Below are 23,984 nucleotides of genomic sequence, written 5' to 3'. Positions count from 1 at the left end.
CCTTCAAGATTTTTTTACCCTATCCTTTTTGAAAATTTACCAACAACGGTAAATCTCTTCATTTCTTCTACGCCAGTAATATAAAAGGGCCCGCTACGTAACCACGCATGGGCAATCATATTTCCTGTCTCATCTTTCGTGGTCCCTAAGTAAAGGGTACTTTCAATTTGACGCTTCTCCAACATTTTCATTGCAGCGATAGCTTTAACGAGACACTGGCTTTCCCAAAATGTATAACGGCTCATCATATGCACTGCTTGAGAAATTTCCCTTAACGTAATCTTTTCCGATTCATCATAGCTTAAAGACGTTTCTGCCATATGAATTCCTAATATAGGAGCAGCTTTAGAAAACGGTATACTTTTAAGAATACGAGCCCAGCCTAAATAAAAGAAAGCTTCTATAAGTAATAATTTTGTTCCCATATCGAACGACAAGAAAGCTTTGGCTTTATTTATGATATTCATCGATCCTACTCCTAATCTATTAAATCTGGAACGTTCAATTAAAAATCAAAGTTTTTCATCAACCGAGATTAACCCTTCTGCATACAAATGATTTAAGAAAGAGAGTACTTGTTCCTTACATTCTGCCTCTTCAATCATATATCGAGACAATAATATATCAATCACTTGATTGACAGATATTAATTCATTAATTAAACTCCAAATTTCACCACCTATACCTCCTAAGTTATAGTATTTCCCATTATGGATGCTCATCATCACTTTCTCCCCATCCATATCGCTCACTACATTTTCCTGACCTTGTACAACAAAACTGTGTAATGAAATTGTTTGTTTACTACTCATTATTTTTCCTCCTCTTTTAAAGACTCTAGAATTTTGGATACTAAATCATGTGCCGTAAACTTTGAAATAGGACGTCTCAATTGAAACATATCTATTTTGTTTACAATATTTGTAGAATGCATAAAATGCCATTCCATCATCCCCAATCGTGGGATTAATGAATTCCTATATGTATGACGCAGCAATGTGCGTAGTCTCTCCAGTCCTTCAATCTGCTGAAGTTCAACATCCCCATTTTCTACTTTCACTAATTCGAATACACCTGCCAATGGTAATGGTTCCTCGAAAAAGTTAGCTGTAACGGGGACAGCATATTTAGTTTCCCTTTCAAATAATGGCTGATAATGCGCTGTCTCCATTCCAAACTGATCAAGACTCTCTTTCCATAACTTTTGTTGCGGGTAAGATGGTGTAACAAAAGGAGTATTATCCTCAGAAAGAGACACAGCAATTACATCATCGCTTAAAAGCTTATAGCCTTTGCTTAAAAGGGCTGATGCAAGAGTTGATTTTCCAGCTCCTGATCTTCCTACAAAAGCATACGCCTTTCCATTGATGGCTATTACACTTCCATGCAGAGGGAGTATTTTTCTCTGCATCAACAATGCCCCCATACAAGTCCCAAGAATATAAAGCCGAATCTTATCTTGATCAGACCCTTTCATAGGTGAAACAATGATTTTTTCTCCATTTTGAATACAAAACGTAGCAGTTTCGGGGATTTGAAACATAATTAATTCTTCTTCAACTACAAACACTGACTTTGGAGAAGATAACTCTCCCCATAATTGGGACAAATCTGCAGTTTCTATTTTTACGTCTACTTCATTTTCGTAATTACTTACTTGAGGCAATTCCGGCAGGGGAATCTCACTTAATAGGGCTAATCCGAAGGCTTTGTAAATCTCTTTCTTTACAGTATGTATCATCTTTCTCACTCCAAATAGTTGAAAAATTGATTAAAAAAAACCCTTATACCGTAATTAAACTATATAAGGGCTGTAAAGCATATAAATCTCATTTAAATATTAGTGCATTAGCTGTGGTGAAGAGCGCCTTGCTCATCCTCATCTTCGAAAACTTGGTCAACAAGTCTCTTTCCAGGTCCAGCCATTGTCATGTTGATATCAAGTACTTCTAATACTGGTGATTGCCATTCTTGTTTCATAATTTCACCCCCTTTCAAATATATTTTTTGATAAATCGATAGACAATAAGACTACGCATTAAAATTCTAAAATCTGGATCAAACACGTATTCTACTCGTGGTTCTCCTTGAATTTTCAAAATCGCGCACTTAATAATCTCCATATTAAAAAAGTTAGAGGCCACTGGGTCTTTACTAAGCTGCTGAAGTTCCTCGATAAACATTTTCCATGAAGGAATCATGCGATGAACCACATCAGCTGCCTGTATTCCCCGCACACGCTGATTTAATCTTACTTTGTCAGGAAGAAATCCTTTTGTGGACCTCCGGACAAGTGCACGATTTAAGCCATTTTGAACAAATTGTTCGAGTGGTAACGATAAACAGAATCGAATTACCCGTAAGTCATTCGTTGGATCATGCCCTTGTAAACCATAACGCAAGGAGAGCTTTGTTCCACTTGTACCCGTTGTATTCCACAAGTTTAGCTGTTCAAAATGTTTCTGCCTTATTTCATATATATTTGGGATAGAGGCCCCTGTTACTTTCACACCATATTCTTCAAGCTTTCTAAATACATCAGTACGTTTTGCAAGTTCTGGACTAACTAACGTTGGCAGTTCGTATTGCTGTTCTGAGGAAAACATGTTTTTTATCGATGGAAATGCTTTCTCCCCTACAACTTTCAGTATTCTCGATTTTTTGACCCCAACGTTCTTACCATACAAATCAATTTCACGATAAAGCTGCAACCAGTTGAACTTTTTAAGTAAAATCGCATAATAATCTAAAGCTGGCCCCCAAGAGATTGTGAAATTTCCTCTCGCTCCATTTAAGAGCACCCCAATCCCTTGTTGTTGGGCTTTTTCATAAATTCCTTTCACCCAGACGGAATTTTCGAAAAATTTATATGGCATCTCCATAATCTCAAGCCAATCATCAATTTCTGAGAAAGAATTTTCTCCCGGAAAATTCAAATAATTCCCTTTAATATTCCCTACATGTTTTACTGTAGTTTGAATAAATGGCTTTTCATCAGCAATCGTATGACCACGAGTCCAATCAGTAAACCCTTCCGCAGGTACTGAGCTGAATGTATATAATTTTTTGTTCTCTTTTTGCAGGGCTCTCGCAGCAAAGCTAGCAACAGCTCCTGAATCTAATCCCCCACTTAAATGAGAACCAACATTACGATGAGTACGTAACCTTGATGTTACTGCGCTTTCAAATACGTCCCTGAACGCCTCTTCATAATCTTCATTTGATTTGAGTTGCAACTGCTCCTCTACAAATAACGTGTCGTATTTCGCAATACTAACTCTTCCCTTAACTACGGAGATAGTATGAGAAGGCGGGACTTGCTCTATATTTTTATGCACTGTTGAAAATGCATCTATTGTATCAAGCATATTAGGTATCGCTAAATATTCAGCTAACCATTGCTCATTCAATTCCTTCCCTACGTACGGTAAAGAAAACAGCGGTTGTATGCTAGTACAAAAAGCAAATTGATTTTGATTGCGGTAAAAGTAAAAAGTCCGACTTCCTGAAAAATCACGTGCACCAAAGAGCAATTGCTTTCTCTCATCCCAAATCATAAAAGCAAAATCACCAATTAGATACTTTGGTACATGCTCTCCCCACTTTTGATAAGCGAGTAAAATCAACTTACTATCAGGCATCTCTCTTCTATGTACCTTTTCTACTTGCAATCTATCGAATAATTCATTGCGATTATCAATAATAGCATCAGCAGTTATAACCAACTGTGTTTCATAATCATAGTAAGGTAATTGTTCATTAATAGATTCAGATGTTATCCATTTTGCATGGGAGCCCAAAAAAATATTTTCCTTGTGCCATATATCGGTATTGTCACCTGGATAACGAGATAAATCCTTCATGATTCCAATCCTATGTTCAGGCGGTATCGGTTCTCCATTTAAATGATAAATTCCGGTTATTGCACTCATTTTTTTCCTCCCACTACGAGACAATTAAGGGAAAACCCGATGGATAAGCAAATTACCAGATATATCAAAAAAATATTATTAATATACCAGAAAACTCTTTCCTCAAACTACCTCGTTTACGCATAACAAATTTTAAAACCTGATTTTATAGCCTTAAATCTTTTTTCAGTTGAAGTATTCAAACCTTCAGGCTACCTATCCTATTGTAAACCCTTGCATTTTGATTTTCTCAAAAAATGAACAAAGGTGTGATTCTCTTAATTCGAATCAAGATATTACCATCTGAATTTTATATGAATAAAAATCCTTGAATTTAATATATCAATAAAACGTTTATATTCTTTATAAAGAATATAAACTCAGATTACCATTTCACTATTGCATTGTCAAGCATCTATATACTTAAAAAAATGAATATTTATATATCTTTTTTAGTAACTGTAAAAACAAATAATACAGTAAAACTTTAATCGGTAGGAGGCTTTACATCCCTACCGACTATTAATCTCACCAATCGAGCTTTTACGAACATTCCATCTATTTTCTTAGTTTCCCTAAAATCTTAAGGTAGTGCTCTTAATGCTCATAAATAGCAGGATAAACGTTATATCTTACAAATACACAGGAGAATTTTCATCTTTTTATATTTTAAAAATTTCTGTGCTATGATATTTTATATAATTTATTATTAACCCACTAATTAAAGTTGATTTTTCACGTGTTATGTTCTCTATTACTTTATTCTCCTGCTTCTTTAATCGAAACAGGAGAATAATCTTTTTATATTTATACCATTTTCACAAAGGGGATGATATAATATGCGTTTACCACTAATAAAAAATACCATTCGAATTTACCACAAGATTATGTACGCTTACTATTTCACTCTTTATAGGGATTGCCGTGACTTTCATTCAAAGAAAATTTTTTTCCGTAAAATGAGATTTCACAAAAACAGCACTGAATGAGATATTAAATCCTCCTAGTTCATTAACACCTTTCTTAATTAAAGCTGTTTCTATTTTTTATCTTTACATGCCAGCACTTACCATCAATATATTCTTAATACATGTAATAACTCTTGTCTGATCTTTTTCTGTCATACCTGATCCAGACGGAAGGCATACGCCTGTTTCAAATAATTTTCTAGAAACATCCTCACTCTCACTATGCGGATAATACATTACATCTTCAAATAAAGGTTGCATATGAAGAGGCTTCCAAACAGGACGCGCCTCAATGTTTTCATTTTCCAGTTGTTTCAGTAATGCCTGAATCGGTACTCCTGTTTTTTCTTCATCTACAGTAAGAACTGTAAGCCACCGGTTTGAATAAGTATCCTCTAACTCAGGCATAAACTGTATCCCTGGAATATGAGATAATTCTTGATAATATCTATCAAATATTCGTCTTCTTGCATGTACTCTCTCTTGTAAGACCTGCAGCTGTGCTCTACCTACACCTGCTAAAATATTACTCATACGATAATTATATCCAACCTCACTATGTTGGTAGTGTGGAGCCGGATCTCTTGCTTGAGTAGCTAAAAATCTTGCTTTTCTCAATGCTTCGACATCATTCGAAACAAGCATCCCTCCACCTGAAGTTGTAATGATTTTATTGCCGTTGAACGAATAAATACCAAATTTTCCGAATGCCCCGCTTGCTTTACCTTTATAGGAAGAACCGAGCGATTCTGCTGCATCTTCTATCACTGGGATATCATATTCATTACATAACGAAAGAATTTCATCCATTTTAGCGCTTTGTCCATATAAATTTACAACAATGACAGCTTTCGGAAGTATTCCTTTCTCATTTGCATCACGTAATGCACGTTCTAAAGCTTGTGGCGACATATTCCACGTTTCAAGCTCAGAATCAATAAATACTGGTTTAGCCCCTAAATATAAAATTGGATTTGCGCTCGCTATAAAAGTAAGACTTGAACAAAACACCTTATCTCCATCTTTTACATCCAGTAAGCGAAGTGCCAAATGGATAGCAGAGGTTCCTGAACTAACTGCAGCCGCATCAAGAACTCCAACATGGGATGAAAGTTCACCTTCAAACGCATCTACATTTGGACCAAGTGGAGCAATCCAATTCATATCAAATGCTTCCCCTATATATTTTTGTTCATTACCGCTCATATGTGGAGCGGAGAGATAGATTCTTGTTTTTTCCTGTGAGTATACCACTTTAAACACTCTCCTATAATTCTTTTTTTATTACTCTAGCTGGAATACCAACTGCCTTACAATTCGCTACAATGTCACGGATCACTGTTGCTCCGGCACCGATAACGGACCAATCGCCAATTGTAATATTTGGAATCACATTAACTCCTGCTCCTATATGTACTCCTGTTCCTACAGTAACGGATCCTGTAAGCACTGCATTTGGGGAAATATGTGCAAAATCATTTATCTTATTATCATGTTCAATAATAGCGCCTGAATTGACAATAACGTGATTCCCAATTTCAACATCTGCATTAACAATTGCACCTGGCATAATAACCGTACCAGCTCCAATCTTTGCACTTAAACTAACAATAGATTGTTTATGTATAAGCGTCGCATAGCGATGACTGGGAATCTCTAACTGCTCCATAATTATCTTTCTTGTTCTGTTATTCCCTATAGCTATCACGAACTTTGTATCTACATGCTCATCCATTAACTTTACAGCTGCAGAAATAGGTCCAAAATAGACACCATCCTCAATTTTCAACTCTTTATACACATCATCTAATTGCGCAATGATTTCATAATTTCCATACGATAGGATAATATCTCGGATTACTTTACTATGACCACCTGCCCCAATCATAATTATTTGCATCCATCTCACCTCCTCAAGAATTCTTTGTACCATTAAATTTTTCCACAGTTACATGCCCAATCTGATTGATTCCTTCTGACTTAAATACTTTCTTTACCGTTAACAACAAAATTTTCATATCAAGCCAAAAAGTCCGTTTTTTTGCATACCATACATCAAAATCAAATTTTTCCTCCCAAGAAATCGCGTTTCTGCCATTTACTTGGGCCCATCCCGTAATCCCTGGTCTGACATTATGTCGCTTGGCCTGCTCTTCTGTGTATAGTTCCAAATACTCCATCAATAATGGTCTTGGACCTACCAAACTTAGGTCCCCTTTTATAACATTAAACAACTGTGGCAATTCATCTAAACTATATTTTCTCAGAAACCCTCCGAAACGGGTAAACCTTACATCATCAGGCAACGCATTCCCCTCACTATCCTTCTCGTCAGTCATAGTTCTAAACTTATAAAGAAAAAAAGGGACACCATGCAATCCCGGGCGTTGCTGCTTAAATATGATAGGGGAACCCAACTTAATTCTAACTAAAACAGCCACTATTATAATAAGAGGTAAAAGAAACACCAATAATGACAAAGAAACGAACAAATCGAAAAGTCTTTTCATATATAATCATACTCCTAATTTGGTTTATGTATTAACCTCTACTCCATAACTGCCTAAAACTTCTATCTTCATAAAAAGCAGCCCCATTCATAGTTAAAAAATAACGAATTGATTTACTTTTTTATTTAAGGACATGTCATGCAAAATATTTAATTAAAATACTCAGTAATAAGAACACCACCATATTCAACAGAACATAGTGGTGTTTCATTTCTAAAAGATTCTTAATACTTTCCTTTTATTTACTTGCTCTTACTTTAAATCATTATAATTTTGAGTCAATTCATTAGGCGCTGGCGCTCGATTATAATAAGCAAGTTTCTTAAATACTATTTTTTTTGCGCTTGTTCCTAATGAATTGGTAAAGTTGTTTCGTTAATGGCTTTATCGCGCCCGATGGATTGGGTTAGCAACGAGATTATAGAAATGTACATTTCAAATTAAAAAGTGCCCTTTTTATTTGACTGAATTTTCACCCTCAGGTTTCCCATTATACTTTTAACAATTCCAAATAAATACTTAAATTCATCTGTCTTATAAAAAACAAATACATAAATAACATTTGGAATTATTAAACAAATCATCCCTCTTAATATTAATTCTAGTAATCCATTATACGGAATAAGACCACATATCAAACTTGTGATAACACAAGCTCCTAGCCCTATCATCACATAGTAAGTATATTTTAAAAAATAATCCCTAACCGGTTTACGAAATACTTTCTTATATACTAAATAAGGAGCAATCCAAAATGGAACCACTAGTGTACTTATAAGTGTTCCAATAAAAACACCTGTTATACCCATATATTGCACCAAGACAATAGAAGCCACCAGATTCACGGCAGCCTCTAAAAAGGGAGCATACCTATCTTCATGAAAAATCCCTGATGTTGTTTTGACCATAGATATAGAACGTCTCATTCCTGATACATAAAAATTTATCATTAATATAATTAATACACTTATATCCATAATAAATTTCGAACCAATCCATAAAGTAATAAAGGGTTGCATTATAATATATAAAAATATGGAAAAAAATGAGTATATCCAAAAATTACAAAGCATAGTAATCTTAAATATGCTATAAATTTTTTCATCGCTTTCTTTTGCAACCAAATTCCCTACACTATGATTAATATTATCAAAGATTTGATTTATAAAGGTTCTACAAATGTTAATTAACATATAATAATTTGAATACAATCCAACAGCTGTAACGCTGACAAAAGACGCAATTAACATGTTATCAGTACCAAAGACAATATATCCACCTATATTATGTAGCACTAAAGCCTTTACATTTTTAACAATATTACTTTTGGTTTCACTATCTAATTTGCTTGCTGCTTTATTTTTTAAAAATGGGTACATCTTATCTACCAATATAGCCAAGAACGCAGAGGTGCTAATTGTTATAATAATATCGATTATTAGATATAAAATATAACTATGCGTAAAGTATAAAATTCCTATTTTAACGCAAGTAGATATAATAGATGAGATAGAATAAATCCCTGTAACAATATATCCCTTTTGACATACATTTAAAAATGAAGTTTTATAAGAAAACAGATAAGATGAAGCTGTATTAATTAAAAATATAATATAAATAAAATGAATATTGTCTATCTTTGCATCTTTAGCGATATATCCAAGAAAAGGTAATAAAAGTAATCCTAGTAACAATACTATTAAAGCTATTGCCATATATGCCTTTCTATAAAAATTCATAAGCATATTGATTCTATCCTGATTATTTTCTGCCACTGGTTTATATAGATTATATATGATAGCGGATCCTATTCCTGCTTCAGCTAAGGATAACATTCCTAATATATTAGTAAATAATCCATTTACCCCCAGGTACTCAACACCTAAATAAGTAATAAATATAGTTCTGGAAGCAAAACTTAGTAATGTAATAATAACTTGACTACCTATACCGGCTGATATATTAATTATTGAATTTTTAACTCTCATTTTTCCTCCCACTTCAGAAAGTATGAAAACACTTTCAATCCAAGAGTATTACCTGATTTCTCTTTTATATGCTGCAACTATTAAAGGGTACACTTTAAACTTTATTGCTAAATAATATATATACTCCTTAAAGTTATTGCATCGATATGAAAAACCAATTCCTTTTACACTATCTGAGAACATTTCATAATTCACTATTCTACGAAAAGCATTATTAACATCCACATTAGGATCGCTTTTAAAATTATTAACCAACAGTCTATATATGTGATTTATATAATAATTAGCCATATCTTTTTTAAATTGCTTATCGTGCAGTAAACCAAATTCTTGTGAAAGTTGTCTTCTCATTTGATATTGTAAAACTAAACTGTTCTCTAAATTTGGTTTATACGGAACCCTCATTAAGCTATTTGGATTATTAATAGTATAAAAATAAAGAACTTCTGAGATTGCACATACCCTTTGTGAGTGCAATAAAAACTCTAAATTAAAAATAACATCTTCTCCAATAAACACTTGTTCATTAAATCTGATGTTTTTTTCTTTTATAATGCTTAAATTGTATATATACCTCCATGCAAAGCATAGATCATTCTTGGAATGAACATTCGGAGAGCTCAGTACAAAATCTCTCCCGTTCATAACAGTATCTAATTTGAAGTTAGGAATAATACTATTATTATTTGGAACAGTTTTGTATCCGCATATTACAGCATCACACTTTTTATCTTCCGCAATACCATATAACCTAGTAAAATAGTTTTCGCTTACCTCATCATCGGGATCTATAAACACTATATACTTCCCTGTAGCAGCTTCGATCCCTGCATTCCTTGCGCTACTCACTCCTCCATTTTCTTTATAGATTACTTTAATTCTATTATCCTTTTCTAAATATCCTTCACATATTTCACCACATTTATCTGTTGAACCATCATTGACTAGAACTAATTCAATATTGACGAAAGGCTGTTTTAAAACACTTTCAATACATCTAGCTAACCATTTTTCCACATTATATATGGGAACAATAACACTTATTAATTCATGCAATCCTTTCACCTCTACATTACTTACATAAGTTAAACCCTCATGCCTATCTTATTACAGCTTTAATTTCGCTTAAATATTTTTCATCTTGAATATCGCCCACATTTTGTCCAGCACCTGCTTCACATACGTACTTATTTTCAATTTTGATTTTAGTTTTTGCTTGTCTTAAAAACCATTCGTATTCAATATCCACATGCCCTATATCAATTGCTTGATATCCCTCTTTATACAAATCATATGCTAATATAGTAGCAGTAGGCCCTATTGCTAATAGAATCAATTTAGATTTATTATTTTTTTTTGCTGCTGTTAAGATTTTATTGTAATGTAAGAATGCGTGCTCCTCTGGTACTAAAATCCTTTCAATTGATTTAGCATTGTCAAACAGATCATTTCCAATACCTAATCTACTCTTACTGCCCTCTATTAAAACTATATCCCTATCTTTCCATATTAATTTTAATAATATAAACCATTCTTTACATTTTGACTTATCTCGAAAGGGATAATAGAATCTCGATATAAAGGAATTATAATATACTTTCCCCTTCTTCAAGTCTTTATACCACTTTAATCTATATTTTGCAGTATGAAGACTCCAATAACCCTTTGGTTCATCTGCATATTTTGATAAATCTTGAAAAACATCCGGTAAACAAACTAAGAACTTCTCATCTTCACTTAGCAATATTTCTTTTAATCTTTTTGATAACAAATGATCCGCCCGTTGAAATGTTATATCTAGATTATGAATTAATTTAAATTCACCATCACCATACCTGGCTACGGAAGCTTTATCATGAATAATTTTTTTTAAAGTTTCATCTATAGATTGAATTCTAGGAGGCTTGAAAAAGCACTTCGTGAATCGATCTTTTATGATAGTTAATCGATTCAAACTCTGAATTTTCACATCAACTAATTTATTCCAAATAAAAACTAACATACTTTTTATTTTTATTTGTACCATACCAAGCTCCTTTCTAATACTTTTCTCGATAGAGCATTAGATTATCTTTCCTCTTTTTCTTAAGAAAATTACTCTTATCCCTCTATTCACATCTTACATAATATTTATTCTTATTATTTCCCAATTTTTCAACTAGCCTTTTTTCTCAATGAAATATCGCCTCTAGAATTTTCAGCGGCAAGTTTCCGGCCTATTTTTATTGATGGAATTTCAATAAATTTATAACATAAGACCGACACAACCATAGTAAATATGAAAGAAATTAATAAAATTAAAGGCACTGATATCTTTCCATAGAAAATATGAACTGTTGTTAATAGAACAATTGGATGTACTAAATAAAGACTATATGATATTTCCCCTATAAATTGTACTGGTTTAATCAGTAATAATTTAGAAAATAGTTTTGAACTTAGGGCGGATAGAATAATTAAAACTGCGCCAAAACATATATACCAATCGATGATGATAAGATACAACTCATAATCAATTTCACCAATTAGTTTGGAAAGTAACATAAATGGGATACGTGGATAGCTAAAAAATAAAAGACCTAAAGGCAATAATAGATATTTTACTTTTAAATTAATAATTTTACTCACTAAATATTCTCTGTTTTTAGCTAGTAGTGCACCAATAATAAACATTGAGCTATAATGTAATGTGATAAAGTAATTGGTGGATACTGGAATATTAAATTCGCTTGGAATGTTTTTCATTAATAAATAACCAATAACTGATAAAAACATCGCTATCCCAATACTTACTTTCCAGTTTACTCTAAGTAAAAGAAAAATAATTAAAGGAAACACTATGGAAATTCGCATCTCGTGAACTAATGACCAAATCACCATAATAAACGCATCAGAATTAAATTCTCTCAAGAATAAAATATGATCCATTACTCTATTAAAAGAAATTTCTATGTTCCATGAACCCCATTGTACCAAACCGGGAATGGTACCAATTTTAGAATGAATCCCCAATTTAATTCCTATTGCAATAAAAAGAATCACAATATAAGGAATATAAATCCTACAAACTCTTTTAATAAGATACTTTAAATAATTAAATTTCGTCCCTTTATAAAAAGGCAAGGATAGAACAAATCCACTTAACACAAAAAATATAATAACAGCCGAATGACCTTGCCATAATATAGAAAAACAGGCCCCAAATGTTGAATACATTACCTTTTTACCTAATATCGGAAATAATGCTAAGAAGTGTCCTAATAGAACAATGATTGCAGCAATACCCCGAAGGGAATCCAATTCTTTATAACGTCTCGTCATAATTCTTCCCTCTGTTCTAAAATAAAATTTATTAATCTAACTATTAAAATTTAGTCATCCTCCTTATAAGGATGACTAAATTTTATAATTATTACGTGAATTAATTAATCTAATACAAAACCCTTGTGTGAATGGCAATATATCGAATAACGTAGAATATACACCTATATCCTTCGTATCACCTTGAGAGAAGTCAACCGCTCCGTTTCTTCTTGTCACTCCCATCAAATAACCGATAGCTTTATCTGCACTTTCCAAACATTCCTTTGAAATATCCTCTATCTTTGCTGCATTCAACATAAACCACCCCAGTGTGGATGTAGCGGAGGAATCTGGTCCGCATTCGTTCCTGGTTACAGTCCAATTCCAATTGCCTTGTTGTTGAAATTTCATCGTAGCTTTTGCAAATTTACGTACACTTTCTTCTAATACAGGTTTATAGCTGTTGTTTTCCGGTAATTCATTCCACGTATCTATAAGACCTATAGCAAACCATCCAAGACCTCTTCCCCAGCCATATAAACCTAGAGGAACTTTATCTTCTAATCTATAAGCATGGCATGGTATATGACTTAAGTTTAACATTCCATATGTTTCATATTCTTTAATCTGCTTTACAGCCAAATCTATACACTCACTTTTGTTATACCTAATGCCGTAAGTCACTAAGAATGGACATATGAAACCAATGGTATCTACGTATCGATACCCCTTCATAAACTTTCTATATTCTATCGTACCATCCTCACCTATATGCTCTTGTATCATTTCCCAAGTAGCATCCAAGGCTTTTTTATATTTATCTATATCCTCAAAATCCAGCTTCATGATCGCATAAGCAAGTATTGCTCCATCTACATACTGAGGTTTGTGCACCCACTGACCATTATGATCAAATTTAGAGTTCAAAAACTTCGTAATTTCATGTTTCACTGCTTTGTCATCGTTATATTTCAGGTATTCAGATAACCCTAATAGTAAAGATGCTTCTTGCCAATGCTGTATAGCACTTTTCGTATAATTTCCTTTCAACATATCAATTGCTATTAATCTTGTGTTATCAGTTACCTTAATCTTTGGTGTTTTATTTAGCCACTTAACACCTATATGAGTGATTGACTGATTCCATAAGCTTTTATCCGTATATCTCCCTATTTTTATTCTTCCCAACCAATTCTTTCCTATAGGAATGAAATCAATCACTACAATAATTGCGATTACAGCAAGTAACACAAGGCACGCTGCCTGTATAACCATATAATTATGTCCTTTCTATACTACTTAAATAATGTATATAATTTTTTTATCTCCGACTCGGTTCCTAGCTCTTCATCTGATAAGTTCTTTATTAACTTATTTCTTAATTCTTCATTATGTATTAATTTCTTAATTCCCTCCGAAAGTGAGTGAGCATCCATGTCTATAATCAGCCCATTTTCTTCATTTTTAATTTGATCTTTAGCTGTACTGAAATTTGTTACCATTATTGGTTTATGCAGTATTTTTGCTTCGTCTATTGCGATAGATTTTCCTTCGAACCTGGATGGTTGTACATATATATCTGCTTCTCTTATATACGGATAGGGATTTTCTTTCAGTCCTAACAGTAAAAAATAATCTTGAAGGTGATTTTCTTCTATCATTTTTTCTAACTTACCTCGCCCTTCCCCTTCTCCAATGATATACCACTTTATTTCATATCCATCTCCAACCAGATTCTTACATGCTTCTATAGCCAAATCAAATCCCTTTTCATGACTTAGCCTTCCTACAGAAACAAGCTTTACCCCTTTACGCTCTAGATCTACCTTTTCCTGTGACATTTTATTTATCGTACTTGGAGATACGATGTTATGAATAACACCTATTTTGTCGTTATATATAGAAAATCTTTGTTTTAAAACATTGGCACATTCCTCAGACACCGTCACTATATGATCCAATGAACGAAAATAACCCATATCAATGTTAGGATCCATTCCTAATTTGTCATAATCAGTGTGTATAAAACCAATTTTCTTATTCGCATTTACTTTGTCTATACAAAAGTAAACTGGGTTCTTTTCTAAGTACCCAATCGCTACATCATACTTTTTACTTATATTCTGTAAAGATTTTGATAGATATCGCCATACTCTCTGTTCACAACGGGCTTTGTTTTTTTCACTTTTAAATATGTAACCTGCACAAACCCTTGATAAGGCTATATCTAGTCTTCCTTGTCGCAAGCATTTCATGACAGCTGCTTTTATCGGCATATCAAACAACTGATACTCAGAAGGTTCTTCCAATACATTCACTTGTTTAGGGATTTTATTAAGGAATAAACCTTCATGCTTAAATAAAAATAAATCCACATTATAGCGAGAGTAATCCATCGTATTCAACAGAGAGATTAATGACTTCTCAGCCCCACCGCAGTTCAAATTATTGATAACAAATAATACGTCTTTTTTCATAATAATCACCTTTTAAAGAATTCCGTAGAGCTTATTTATTTCTTTTTCGGTTCCTAACTTTTCTGTAGATAAATTATTTACGATTCTTTCCCTTAATTCTATATCTTTGATAAGCCTTTCAATTTCAGTTGCTATTCCTTCTTCAGACATCTCAGTAATAATTCCGTTTATTCCATGATTTATTTGATCTTTTGCAGTTTCAAAGTTGGTCACCACTATCGGTTTATGCAATATTTTTGCTTCATCAATTGCTATAGACTTACCTTCATATCTAGATGGTTGCACATATATATCTGCTTTTCGTATATAAGGATAGGGATTTTCTCGAACCCCCAAAATTGTAAAATGGTTTGATAGATGATGATCTTCTATTAAACGTTCTAATACATCTTTTTCATTTCCATCCCCTAATACGTACCACTTTATCTTGTATCCTTTTTCAAGAAGTAACTTGCAAGATTTCACCGCTAAATCTAAACCCTTTTCATGACTTAATCTGGCGACAGTAATAATATTGGTATAATGTCTATCAAACAAACTGTCATCTTCTATATCTTCTTTAGATAAATCATATATAATGCTAGGAGCTACTATATTATATATAATCGTAACTTTATTTTTTAGTTGTGGAAAATTTTCTTGTAACGATTTTGCACACTCTTCTGAAACCGTTATTAGATTATCTAGTTGTTCAAAATATGAGTTATCGAACTGGCAATCCATACCTGAATTCGAGTAATTTGTATGTATCCATCCAGCCTTTTTTTTGGCATTGACTTTATCAACTACGAAGTATATTGAAGACTTTTCAAGATAGCCTATCGCTGCATCATACTCTTTTTCTAACACTTCAAATGACTTACTTTGATATTCCCATGTATACTGTTCTGAAATTGCAGCTTCCCTTATCAATCTATTTTTAATAGTGAACATCAATCTTGAATATGCTAAATCAATTTGTCTATTCTTTAAAAAGCCCATTATTGAATTTTTAAGGCTAGATGCAAATATTTTATAATCACTTGGCAGATCTAATATATTTACCTCTCTTGGTATCGAATTTATGAATATTCCTGTTTTATTAAACAAAAATAAATCTACATCATATAAACTGTAATCTATCTGAGATAGTAAATTTATCAAGCTTTTTTCTCCACCACCAGCAGATAAACTAGGCATAACAAATAGTAGTTTTTTTTTCATAATGTACCCCAAATTACTTAGACAATTCTTTCAAATATTCTACTGCTTTGTAAGACATTTTCTTTATATTAGGTATAGATTGTTGTAACTTTTGTTTTATTTCCTCTTCCTCTCGTACCATCTCATCAAATCTTGCTTTTAATTTATTACTATCAGATATCTCCTCTATATCTAAAACTAATTTTTCTTCCCCAAATATATCTTTAGATATCCCTTTGGACTTTACACTATATCCCAATACCATAGTCGGAATAAAACTAGAGTAAGCAGCTATAGTTGCATGCGTTCGAGCTCCTATAAAGAAACGCATTCTAGCTATATACCCCTTATACTGTATTGCATTTAAGTTATCTGGTAACAGAATCACTCTGCCTGTGTCCTTAAATTCTTGGTAATATTTGTAGAGAACTTCGTAATCATTGTTCCCATCTTCAATAACGTGAGGTGTAAGAGCAATCGTCATATCTGTAGTATTTAATATATGATTAACTAACTCTCTTACCGCGACTTGAGAATTCTCATTTCTATTCCATACAAGCGGGCTAAAATTAAGACCCATTGTATTTCCTTCCTGCCATCCATTAGGCAACTCCAATTCTTCTTTTTCCATTGTAAACGCAGCATCAGCACACAATTGAACATTATTTAATCCTTGTTTTTTTAACATATTATAGGTAAGACTTTCGCGTGCTAATATTAAATCAAAGAGCTTTAGATCTTCCAACTTTCTTTCAGACATATCCTCTTCTCCTATAGAACATCCCCATAGTACTAGCTTTTTCCCCTGCATTTTTACTCTTCTATCAATCTCATACCACCCAGGTTGCTCTCCATAGCAATAATTATCCCCTCCGATAGATAAACATACATCGGAACTTTTTATATGCTTTATTATGTTATGATGAATTTTCCCTAATGCATAAGACTCATCGTTAAAGAGTTTTACTTTAACTGAGGACAATAACCAATCATATGAATATTTTTTCAGACTGCGGCTAGAACCATCATATATATAATCTAACTTATTGATTACCTTATCTGTTTCAGGTCTATCTGATGCCAAACATACTTTTGCTCCATCTATTTTTTCTTTTATAATATTTGTAGAAGCTCGAACTATCGCTTCGCACCCTCTATTCAAACTGCCCCCATGGGCAAACATCATAAACTTCACACTAAATTCCTCCAGTTTTATTTATTTCTAAGCCTGCTGTAAGAGACTGCGAAGTATAACCCCACAGTAGATTTTCTTTTAATCATATTTATTAAAAATTTCTCATATCTACCAAGCTTGCTATAAGTTACTTCACAATATAGTGGCAATGCCTCTCTAACATATTTATTACATATCATTTTTTTTATGTATTCATATCTCTCACTAAACCGTATTTCCTTAGACGGTTCAAAATAAATATATACGTAGGAAATTACACTATTTATAAACTTTCTTGATTTCAATTCACGTATCTTTGCCTTATCGACCTTTTCGATGTAAATTTTCGGTAGTTCCATGTTATATACTTCCACAGCTCGCTTGAAATAATCTTTTTTTGAGATATCCCGAGTTGCGCTACCCGCTACATCCCTATAATAATATCCCGTATAATCTATATATTTCATATTAGTTGCATTACTAAAAAATTGAATATTAAACATTCCATCTTCTCCTAATGCAACCTTCTCTGGAAACTTCACATTATTTTTCGTTATTATGCTATTTTTATAAATTTTGTTTACAGCAGTATTTAAATTATCGCTTTTAAGAAAATAGGGTAATATCTCTTTATTTATATATTCTTTTTCCAGAACAATATTAATTGGAAATGGATATTCAATTGTTACCTTATGCCCTTCAATCTCACTTCTTAAATTTGATATAATTACATCACAATTGCTTTGTTTTGCTGAATTATACAGAGTTTCATACATATCCGCTTCTACATAATCATCTGCATCAACAAATCCAATATATTCACCTTTAGCTATAAGAATTCCTTGATTCCTTGCAATACTCACACCTTGATTTTTTTGATTTATAAGTATAATCCTGTCATCTAGTGCCCTATACTTTTCAATAATCTCTACACTATTGTCCGTTGAACCATCATTGATAAAGATAAATTCGCAGTTATGAAGCACCTGATTTAACAGTGATTCTATACACCGAGTAATATATTTACCAGCATTATAAACCGGTATAATTACACTGACATTTCTATTCATGAGCAAATCACCCCTTTGCTTCGAATCTCTTATACTTTCATTTTTAAAAATTTTTGTAGTTGTACCAGTACAATTAATAAACTTTTAAGCCTCCATAATTTCATACAACTTATTTAATTCATACTTATTACTATAATCAGTATTACTACAATTGTTAGCTAACTGCTTTCTTACGGTAGCATCCCTATACAATTTTTCTATTCCATCTGCTATTCCTTCAACGGATAATTCCGTAATATATCCGTCAACCCCATTTTCCACTTGACTGTTTGCGGTTGTATAATTTGTAATTAGGACTGGTTTTGCAAGTATCTGAGCCTCTCCTACTGTAACAGCTTTTCCCTCATATCTAGATGGTTGGACATATAAATCCGCTTCTTTTATATATGGATATGGATTAATTTGCTTTCCTAACAACACAAAGCTATTTTCTAATTTCAAATCCCTTATTAGACTTTTAATCATTGTTTCGTCTCCACCATATCCAACTACATACCAGGCTATATTCTCATAGCCTTTATCTTTCAATATCCTTAAAGCCCTAACAGCATTATCGATTCCTTTTGCATGAGATAGTCTAGCCACAGTTATAATTTTAAAACGGTTATCAAGAAGCATAGGGGTATCTATCTCTTCATTCGCCATGTCTCTAATAAACTGCGGGGAGGTTATATTTTCCATTACTATAACCTTATTTTTTAATGCACTATATTTTTTTAAAAATGAATTTTTGCATGCTTCTGATACGGCTACAATATAATCAAATTTATTCCATACTTTTAAATCCATCTCTATATCTGTCTCAATTGTAGAATAATCTGTATGGATCCATGCTATTTTTTTCTTAGCCTTAACCTTATCTGCTACAAAATAATGCGGCCACAAATAACTAATTGCAACATCATACTCTTTATCTAGTTTAGGTAAAAATGGAATAGCATATTTCCACATTAATTGCATTTGATAATATCCTGTCTCTACTATTCCTTTAGCTTTTCCTGCAAAACGAGTATTTATCTTAGATAAAATTCTAGAAAATCCAATGCCATACTCTTTATCCTTTAAAGTTTCTCCGATTGACTTCCTAAAGGTGGTGTATTGTGGAACTTCTTCTAATAGATTTACCTTGTTACAAACTAATTCCAAAAAATCCCCTTGATGCCTATACAGCATTAAATCAACAGCGTATTTTTTGTAATCAAAACCCTCAAGCATACTTATAAGGCTTCTTTCTACTCCTCCAACTTCCATATCAAATGAGGCCACCAGTATATCCTTCATATATGCCTCCTAATTTTTTGTAACAAATTTTCTTATCCGCGCTATATTTTCTCCACCTATAACCTTAGATGCTAACAGTTTTAAACCACTCTTCAATCTCGCTTTAGGTGGTAACCAACTTTTATAAAAATGATGCATTGCATATGTATTTGGAGTAATAAATTTTCTACAGTTAATATAATCATATGGAGAAAAATATGTTTGAGGATAGAAGGCTCCTATCCCACTTATTTCTTGATATTTTCCATTCAACTGTAATCCTTTATTTTTTAGTATCTCGCTTATAATGGCCACATTGGTTAAACTGTCATACTTTCCATCCTCTTTAATAAAACTTTTTTCTTCGTATGAATCTAGAAACATTTTTATTAATACATTTCCTTTAGTGGCTCCTATTGTACTTGTAGCTATATAGTTCTCTTGTTCAAATCCCCAAAATGAATCATGATGTAGCATATCATCAAAAGATTTGAATACCTCCACATCCGTATCTAAGTAAATTCCTCCAAATTTATAAAGAGCGTATACTCTTACATAATCACTTACAAATGCAAATTTTTTGTATTCATAGGCTTCCTTGACATATAAATTACAATTTATATCAAAATTATCTTCATTCCACTCAATTATTTCATAACCAGCCAAATTCTCTTTCCAGCTATCTATACATTTTTTTACTATTATTGGTTTTTCTCCTTTACCAAACCAACAATAGTGAATGATGCGTGGAATCTTTTCTGTAAATGCCAACTCAGTATCCCCTTTCTAAACTATATAGAATAATACACCTAAATTTCCATATTTCATTGATCAACTAGTCATTAACATATTTCACCTTAAAAAACTTAGAAATTTAAAAAATTACTTTTATAAATAATGTTTAATGTTATTACATTCTCGTATGCATAGAAAATAAAATAAAATATTAATATTGCATAATAAACTAGTTTTTGGTCTTTATCAGTAAATAATTTTATAATCCATGAAATTAAAATTAATTGGTATAATCCAAAATATATAGAAAATCTTGCAAAAATCCAATTTTGTGTTGAAATTATCATGAATACAAGTCCTAATATAGACATATTTACTACATAGTCACTTTTAGGAAATATTTCCCTGAGTTTCTCTCTTCCAATGTAAGCAATAATAATTGGAGGAATATTAACTCCAACTCTAAGTATATTTGCTCCGCCCTCAGAAAAGTTCTTGTAATCTCCATACTGACTATCTCCTATGACTGAGAATAACGTATCTAAAAATTGATTAAACCCTATAACTATGAATACAGAGCAAAAAAGGGTTACATACGTTTCCCATGACCATGCTTTTCTCCTAATCATAAAATATATTGGAATAAGGATAAGTGCAGTTTGATGTATTGTTGATGCAAATAGAATAATTAGAATATACTTTTTCCAGTTACCTTCAAATATATATTTTGTTGCAGCAAAAATAATTGCTGCTGCAAGAAATTGCCTTATCCCATTCATTGATATTAAATACATTCCACCTGTTATATATACATATAAACTTAATTCGAACATTCTTGTATATTTATATAAAACCAACACAATAAGTACATTTGTTATTAGTGCCGTTACAAAAATCAATATTTGAGGGTCATTAGAGAACTGTTTTAAAATCATCTGAAGCACATTAAAACCCATATCTTTTCCTTCTTTTATATGTTCCCAATCAAACGTATCTTTTTTATAAGAATACATATAAAAAAAAGTATCCCCGATATTATTACGGAGACCAGACACCATTACAAGAATAACTATTGTTAAAAATACTAACAGCTTATTTGGCTTTGATTGAACAATGTGTGGTCCCATTATTACAGGAGTAGAAAAATATCTTGCTAAAAAAGAAAGAATATAAACTAAGACCAGCGTAACCCAAAATATAAACATTTTTAAATTCCTTTCATATTATAGATTGTAAATATAGAACTCTTTGCTATTCTTTAACCAAATAATTCAATAATATAGCCTATCAGTCCTATATTTCTCTTACAATCTAAATACATGTGACAATAAAATACATAGTTAATTAAAGACCTACTATTTATTTTTCAAAACAGTAGCTTTACTCGTCTTTTGAATATAAAAATAAAGCATAATCCCAAAAGGTGTAGCCACCAAAGTAATAAGCTTACATGGGGACTCAATAAGAAATTTATAGTTTTTGATCATCAAGTTGCTAGATACATAATGTATAGATTCTCGAAATTTTTCTTTTAATGTAGGAGCATATTTCATAGCAACTTTTCTAAAGAATGAGAACCCTTGGGGGTTTTTTCTATATTGCTTAATAATGTTCATGCTAGATCCATCTGCTAAATACTCAACATGACAAAGAACTTTATTCATGATGAGTAAAGGCTGCTCTTGATCAATAAGAATATATTTATAACTTAAAGGACAGTACTTTTCGCCCGGAAATATTGGATATGGTGGGGTTTTTCGTGTTAACTCTGATCGATAAACTAACTTTTTATCACCTGTGACTTTATATTTCGCATGCAAATCTGTCAGTTTAGATTCCTTCACATGTTCCGGCATCATCGTTCCAATAACTTTTCCATTTGGATTAGCGTCTAATCCTATTATGCCAGCGTAATCATTACTTCCATACTCCTTCCAAAAACGAGTGATATTTTCAACGGCATCATCCGCCATATAATCATCAGAATCAATACAAACATTAAGTTCCGTATCAATTAATTCGTAAGCAGTATTATGTGCCCCGTGCATTCCCTGATTCTCTTGATAATGATACTGAATTGAGATACTGCCTTGGGAAATCCAATTTTCTATTAACTCTCTTGTGTCATCTGTAGATCCATCATCAATAATTAACCAAACAAAATCCTTACTTGTCTGTCGCTTTAAACTTTCATAACATAAATGCAGCGTGTAAGCACGGTTAAATGTAGGTGTAAAAATTGTAAGAGTAGGTTTCAATTTACATCTCTCCATCAATCATCTAATCTATTAAAATTCATCCCCTAATATTGTTAATATACTATTTAATACTAATCTATCAGGTCTTACATATTCATGGTAATATCTATAATTGTTAATCATCATTTGATATCTATAATTTTCATCATTTGATAAAGTATATATTTGATTTATACATTCTTCTGGTGTTTTAAAAACAAGATAATTTTGACCATCACGAAAATCACCTGGGACTTCATAATGTAATTCTTCTGTTACTATAGCCTTGCTTGCTGCAACATACTCTGCAAATTTCCAACCAATAGATTGATGTAATCCCATAGTTGCAATACAAATTGCAGATTCTTTTACCTTTCTTAGGTAATTATTCCGTTCAGTAGCTTTTCCGTCTTCTATAACAATATCTGCATAATTTTTATATGCAAATTCTGATGGTGCTACTCCTCCATAAAATTTATCTCCAAACTCTTTTCGACAAAGTCTAATGCATGTTGCTCGAAAATCATTAATATATGCACGTTCTTCCTTTTTATTCGAAGAAATTTGCCCTTCATAATCTCCATTTACATCCCATAGCCTAGCCATAAAAAGAATTTTTGAATCTATTTCTTTATGAGGTATATCTTCAAAAGAATTAATACGATATAAACCATTGTAATATTGAGACAACGGAACCTTCCGTATTATTTTCTTAATTTTCTCCCTAAGTGGATCTTGAGGCATCGGTGAATGCGCGATATTTCCAGGTATTGTAACCATATAATTTAATCCAAGAGGATAAATTTTTTCCTTATGCCTTAACTTTGAATTATAAAAACTATTAAAACTTCGCTTAAAGTAAAAGTCGTATTTTTCTAACAACACATTCATAAACTCAACATAATCCTGATTTTGCTTAAGCAAATTATCATAACCATCATTAACATCATATAAAACTCGAGTTTTCCCGTTGATTATAACTTCCATCATATTATAAGGTAATTGATCTTGATGATTCTTACTAAGTTTCTCTATCCTCAAGTCTATTACTCCTTGTTGAGCAAGTAGAACAAAACCTGCAGTTATATTATAGAGATGCAGCGGAACTTCTCCTAGCCTAAGACAACATGAAACTCTTGACATCATTGTGCTCCTTTTTAATCCTTTAG

The 23,984-nt window shown here is 32.2% G+C and carries 22 protein-coding genes; all 22 read right to left on the bottom strand.

Annotation, left to right across the window (positions count from 1 at the left end):
- Window positions 1-14: 14 nt before the first annotated feature.
- Window positions 15-467 carry a lasso peptide biosynthesis B2 protein gene (locus B5P40_RS03470; protein WP_078176124.1) on the bottom strand — a complete coding sequence of 151 codons (453 nt, stop codon included), beginning with the start codon at window positions 465-467 and terminating at the stop codon, window positions 15-17.
- A 45-nt stretch (window positions 468-512) separates the two neighbouring features.
- On the bottom strand, window positions 513-812 hold the full coding sequence (locus B5P40_RS03465) for a lasso peptide biosynthesis PqqD family chaperone (RefSeq protein ID WP_000095761.1): 300 nt from the start codon (window positions 810-812) through the stop codon (window positions 513-515).
- On the bottom strand, window positions 812-1,741 hold the full coding sequence (locus B5P40_RS03460) for an aldolase (protein ID WP_002184589.1): 930 nt from the start codon (window positions 1,739-1,741) through the stop codon (window positions 812-814). The genes B5P40_RS03465 and B5P40_RS03460 overlap by 1 nt, the downstream gene beginning before the upstream one ends.
- A gap of 107 nt (window positions 1,742-1,848) precedes the next feature.
- Window positions 1,849-1,980, bottom strand: coding sequence for a paeninodin family lasso peptide (locus tag B5P40_RS03455; RefSeq protein ID WP_000808480.1), 132 nt, complete (start codon window positions 1,978-1,980; stop codon window positions 1,849-1,851).
- 14 nt (window positions 1,981-1,994) lie between these two features.
- Entirely contained in the window at window positions 1,995-3,932 is a 1,938-nt protein-coding gene (locus B5P40_RS03450; RefSeq protein ID WP_113708850.1) for a lasso peptide isopeptide bond-forming cyclase, read from the bottom strand.
- A gap of 1,031 nt (window positions 3,933-4,963) precedes the next feature.
- Entirely contained in the window at window positions 4,964-6,133 is a 1,170-nt protein-coding gene (locus B5P40_RS03445; protein WP_078176126.1) for a DegT/DnrJ/EryC1/StrS family aminotransferase, read from the bottom strand.
- Between the two features lie 13 nt (window positions 6,134-6,146).
- Window positions 6,147-6,779, bottom strand: a complete 633-nt coding sequence (locus B5P40_RS03440; protein ID WP_078176127.1) for an acetyltransferase — start codon at window positions 6,777-6,779, stop codon at window positions 6,147-6,149.
- A gap of 13 nt (window positions 6,780-6,792) precedes the next feature.
- Window positions 6,793-7,389, bottom strand: coding sequence for a sugar transferase (locus tag B5P40_RS03435; RefSeq protein ID WP_002191254.1), 597 nt, complete (start codon window positions 7,387-7,389; stop codon window positions 6,793-6,795).
- Window positions 7,390-7,829: 440 nt separating this feature from the next.
- Window positions 7,830-9,377, bottom strand: coding sequence for a lipopolysaccharide biosynthesis protein (locus tag B5P40_RS03430; RefSeq protein WP_113708849.1), 1,548 nt, complete (start codon window positions 9,375-9,377; stop codon window positions 7,830-7,832).
- A gap of 48 nt (window positions 9,378-9,425) precedes the next feature.
- Window positions 9,426-10,433, bottom strand: coding sequence for a glycosyltransferase (locus tag B5P40_RS03425; RefSeq protein ID WP_113708848.1), 1,008 nt, complete (start codon window positions 10,431-10,433; stop codon window positions 9,426-9,428).
- 43 nt (window positions 10,434-10,476) lie between these two features.
- Complete coding sequence (locus B5P40_RS03420; protein ID WP_070146102.1) at window positions 10,477-11,403, bottom strand: SP_1767 family glycosyltransferase; 927 nt, start codon at window positions 11,401-11,403, stop codon at window positions 10,477-10,479.
- 128 nt (window positions 11,404-11,531) lie between these two features.
- A complete protein-coding gene (locus B5P40_RS03415; protein WP_078176130.1) occupies window positions 11,532-12,698 on the bottom strand; it encodes an acyltransferase family protein in 1,167 nt (388 codons plus the stop codon).
- Window positions 12,699-12,773: 75 nt separating this feature from the next.
- Window positions 12,774-13,955, bottom strand: a complete 1,182-nt coding sequence (locus B5P40_RS03410) for a glycoside hydrolase family 88 protein (RefSeq protein WP_078176131.1) — start codon at window positions 13,953-13,955, stop codon at window positions 12,774-12,776.
- 20 nt (window positions 13,956-13,975) lie between these two features.
- Window positions 13,976-15,157 (bottom strand): glycosyltransferase, encoded by a 1,182-nt coding sequence (locus B5P40_RS03405; RefSeq protein WP_078176132.1) that lies wholly within the window; start codon window positions 15,155-15,157, stop codon window positions 13,976-13,978.
- Window positions 15,158-15,169: 12 nt separating this feature from the next.
- The gene (locus B5P40_RS03400) at window positions 15,170-16,360 is read right to left on the bottom strand and encodes a glycosyltransferase (RefSeq protein WP_078176133.1); all 1,191 of its coding nucleotides are present in this window, start codon (window positions 16,358-16,360) and stop codon (window positions 15,170-15,172) included.
- A 13-nt stretch (window positions 16,361-16,373) separates the two neighbouring features.
- Window positions 16,374-17,534 (bottom strand): polysaccharide pyruvyl transferase family protein, encoded by a 1,161-nt coding sequence (locus B5P40_RS03395; protein ID WP_078176134.1) that lies wholly within the window; start codon window positions 17,532-17,534, stop codon window positions 16,374-16,376.
- A 17-nt stretch (window positions 17,535-17,551) separates the two neighbouring features.
- A complete protein-coding gene (locus B5P40_RS03390) occupies window positions 17,552-18,583 on the bottom strand; it encodes a glycosyltransferase (protein WP_113708847.1) in 1,032 nt (343 codons plus the stop codon).
- 84 nt (window positions 18,584-18,667) lie between these two features.
- Entirely contained in the window at window positions 18,668-19,864 is a 1,197-nt protein-coding gene (locus tag B5P40_RS03385) for a glycosyltransferase (RefSeq protein ID WP_113708846.1), read from the bottom strand.
- A 9-nt stretch (window positions 19,865-19,873) separates the two neighbouring features.
- Window positions 19,874-20,614: a glycosyltransferase family 32 protein gene (locus B5P40_RS03380; RefSeq protein ID WP_078176137.1), complete on the bottom strand. Its 741-nt coding sequence runs from the start codon at window positions 20,612-20,614 to the stop codon at window positions 19,874-19,876.
- Window positions 20,615-20,709: 95 nt separating this feature from the next.
- Window positions 20,710-21,783, bottom strand: coding sequence for an EpsG family protein (locus B5P40_RS03375; RefSeq protein ID WP_016127635.1), 1,074 nt, complete (start codon window positions 21,781-21,783; stop codon window positions 20,710-20,712).
- Between the two features lie 150 nt (window positions 21,784-21,933).
- Entirely contained in the window at window positions 21,934-22,836 is a 903-nt protein-coding gene (locus tag B5P40_RS03370) for a glycosyltransferase family A protein (protein WP_113708845.1), read from the bottom strand.
- Between the two features lie 30 nt (window positions 22,837-22,866).
- Window positions 22,867-23,958: a hypothetical protein gene (locus tag B5P40_RS03365; RefSeq protein ID WP_070145563.1), complete on the bottom strand. Its 1,092-nt coding sequence runs from the start codon at window positions 23,956-23,958 to the stop codon at window positions 22,867-22,869.
- Window positions 23,959-23,984 lie beyond the last annotated feature (26 nt).

It is taken from the genome of Bacillus sp. SRB_8 (assembly GCF_003264205.1).
Classification (GTDB): domain Bacteria; phylum Bacillota; class Bacilli; order Bacillales; family Bacillaceae_G; genus Bacillus_A; species Bacillus_A mycoides.
Note: the sequence above shows the minus strand (reverse complement) of the source record. Positions and strands in the feature narration are given on the sequence as shown.

Bases quoted from the DNA above. Each gene is read 5' to 3' on its own strand.
- B5P40_RS03470 (WP_078176124.1), bottom strand. From the start codon at position 467: ATGAATATCATAAATAAAGCCAAAGCTTTCTTGTCGTTCGATATGGGA.
- B5P40_RS03465 (WP_000095761.1), bottom strand. From the start codon at position 812: ATGAGTAGTAAACAAACAATTTCATTACACAGTTTTGTTGTACAAGGT.
- B5P40_RS03460 (WP_002184589.1), bottom strand. From the start codon at position 1,741: ATGATACATACTGTAAAGAAAGAGATTTACAAAGCCTTCGGATTAGCC.
- B5P40_RS03455 (WP_000808480.1), bottom strand. From the start codon at position 1,980: ATGAAACAAGAATGGCAATCACCAGTATTAGAAGTACTTGATATCAAC.
- B5P40_RS03450 (WP_113708850.1), bottom strand. From the start codon at position 3,932: ATGAGTGCAATAACCGGAATTTATCATTTAAATGGAGAACCGATACCG.
- B5P40_RS03440 (WP_078176127.1), bottom strand. From the start codon at position 6,779: ATGCAAATAATTATGATTGGGGCAGGTGGTCATAGTAAAGTAATCCGA.
- B5P40_RS03435 (WP_002191254.1), bottom strand. From the start codon at position 7,389: ATGAAAAGACTTTTCGATTTGTTCGTTTCTTTGTCATTATTGGTGTTT.
- B5P40_RS03430 (WP_113708849.1), bottom strand. From the start codon at position 9,377: ATGAGAGTTAAAAATTCAATAATTAATATATCAGCCGGTATAGGTAGT.
- B5P40_RS03420 (WP_070146102.1), bottom strand. From the start codon at position 11,403: ATGGTACAAATAAAAATAAAAAGTATGTTAGTTTTTATTTGGAATAAA.
- B5P40_RS03415 (WP_078176130.1), bottom strand. From the start codon at position 12,698: ATGACGAGACGTTATAAAGAATTGGATTCCCTTCGGGGTATTGCTGCA.
- B5P40_RS03410 (WP_078176131.1), bottom strand. From the start codon at position 13,955: ATGGTTATACAGGCAGCGTGCCTTGTGTTACTTGCTGTAATCGCAATT.
- B5P40_RS03405 (WP_078176132.1), bottom strand. From the start codon at position 15,157: ATGAAAAAAGACGTATTATTTGTTATCAATAATTTGAACTGCGGTGGG.
- B5P40_RS03400 (WP_078176133.1), bottom strand. From the start codon at position 16,360: ATGAAAAAAAAACTACTATTTGTTATGCCTAGTTTATCTGCTGGTGGT.
- B5P40_RS03390 (WP_113708847.1), bottom strand. From the start codon at position 18,583: ATGAATAGAAATGTCAGTGTAATTATACCGGTTTATAATGCTGGTAAA.
- B5P40_RS03385 (WP_113708846.1), bottom strand. From the start codon at position 19,864: ATGAAGGATATACTGGTGGCCTCATTTGATATGGAAGTTGGAGGAGTA.
- B5P40_RS03375 (WP_016127635.1), bottom strand. From the start codon at position 21,783: ATGTTTATATTTTGGGTTACGCTGGTCTTAGTTTATATTCTTTCTTTT.
- B5P40_RS03365 (WP_070145563.1), bottom strand. From the start codon at position 23,958: ATGTCAAGAGTTTCATGTTGTCTTAGGCTAGGAGAAGTTCCGCTGCAT.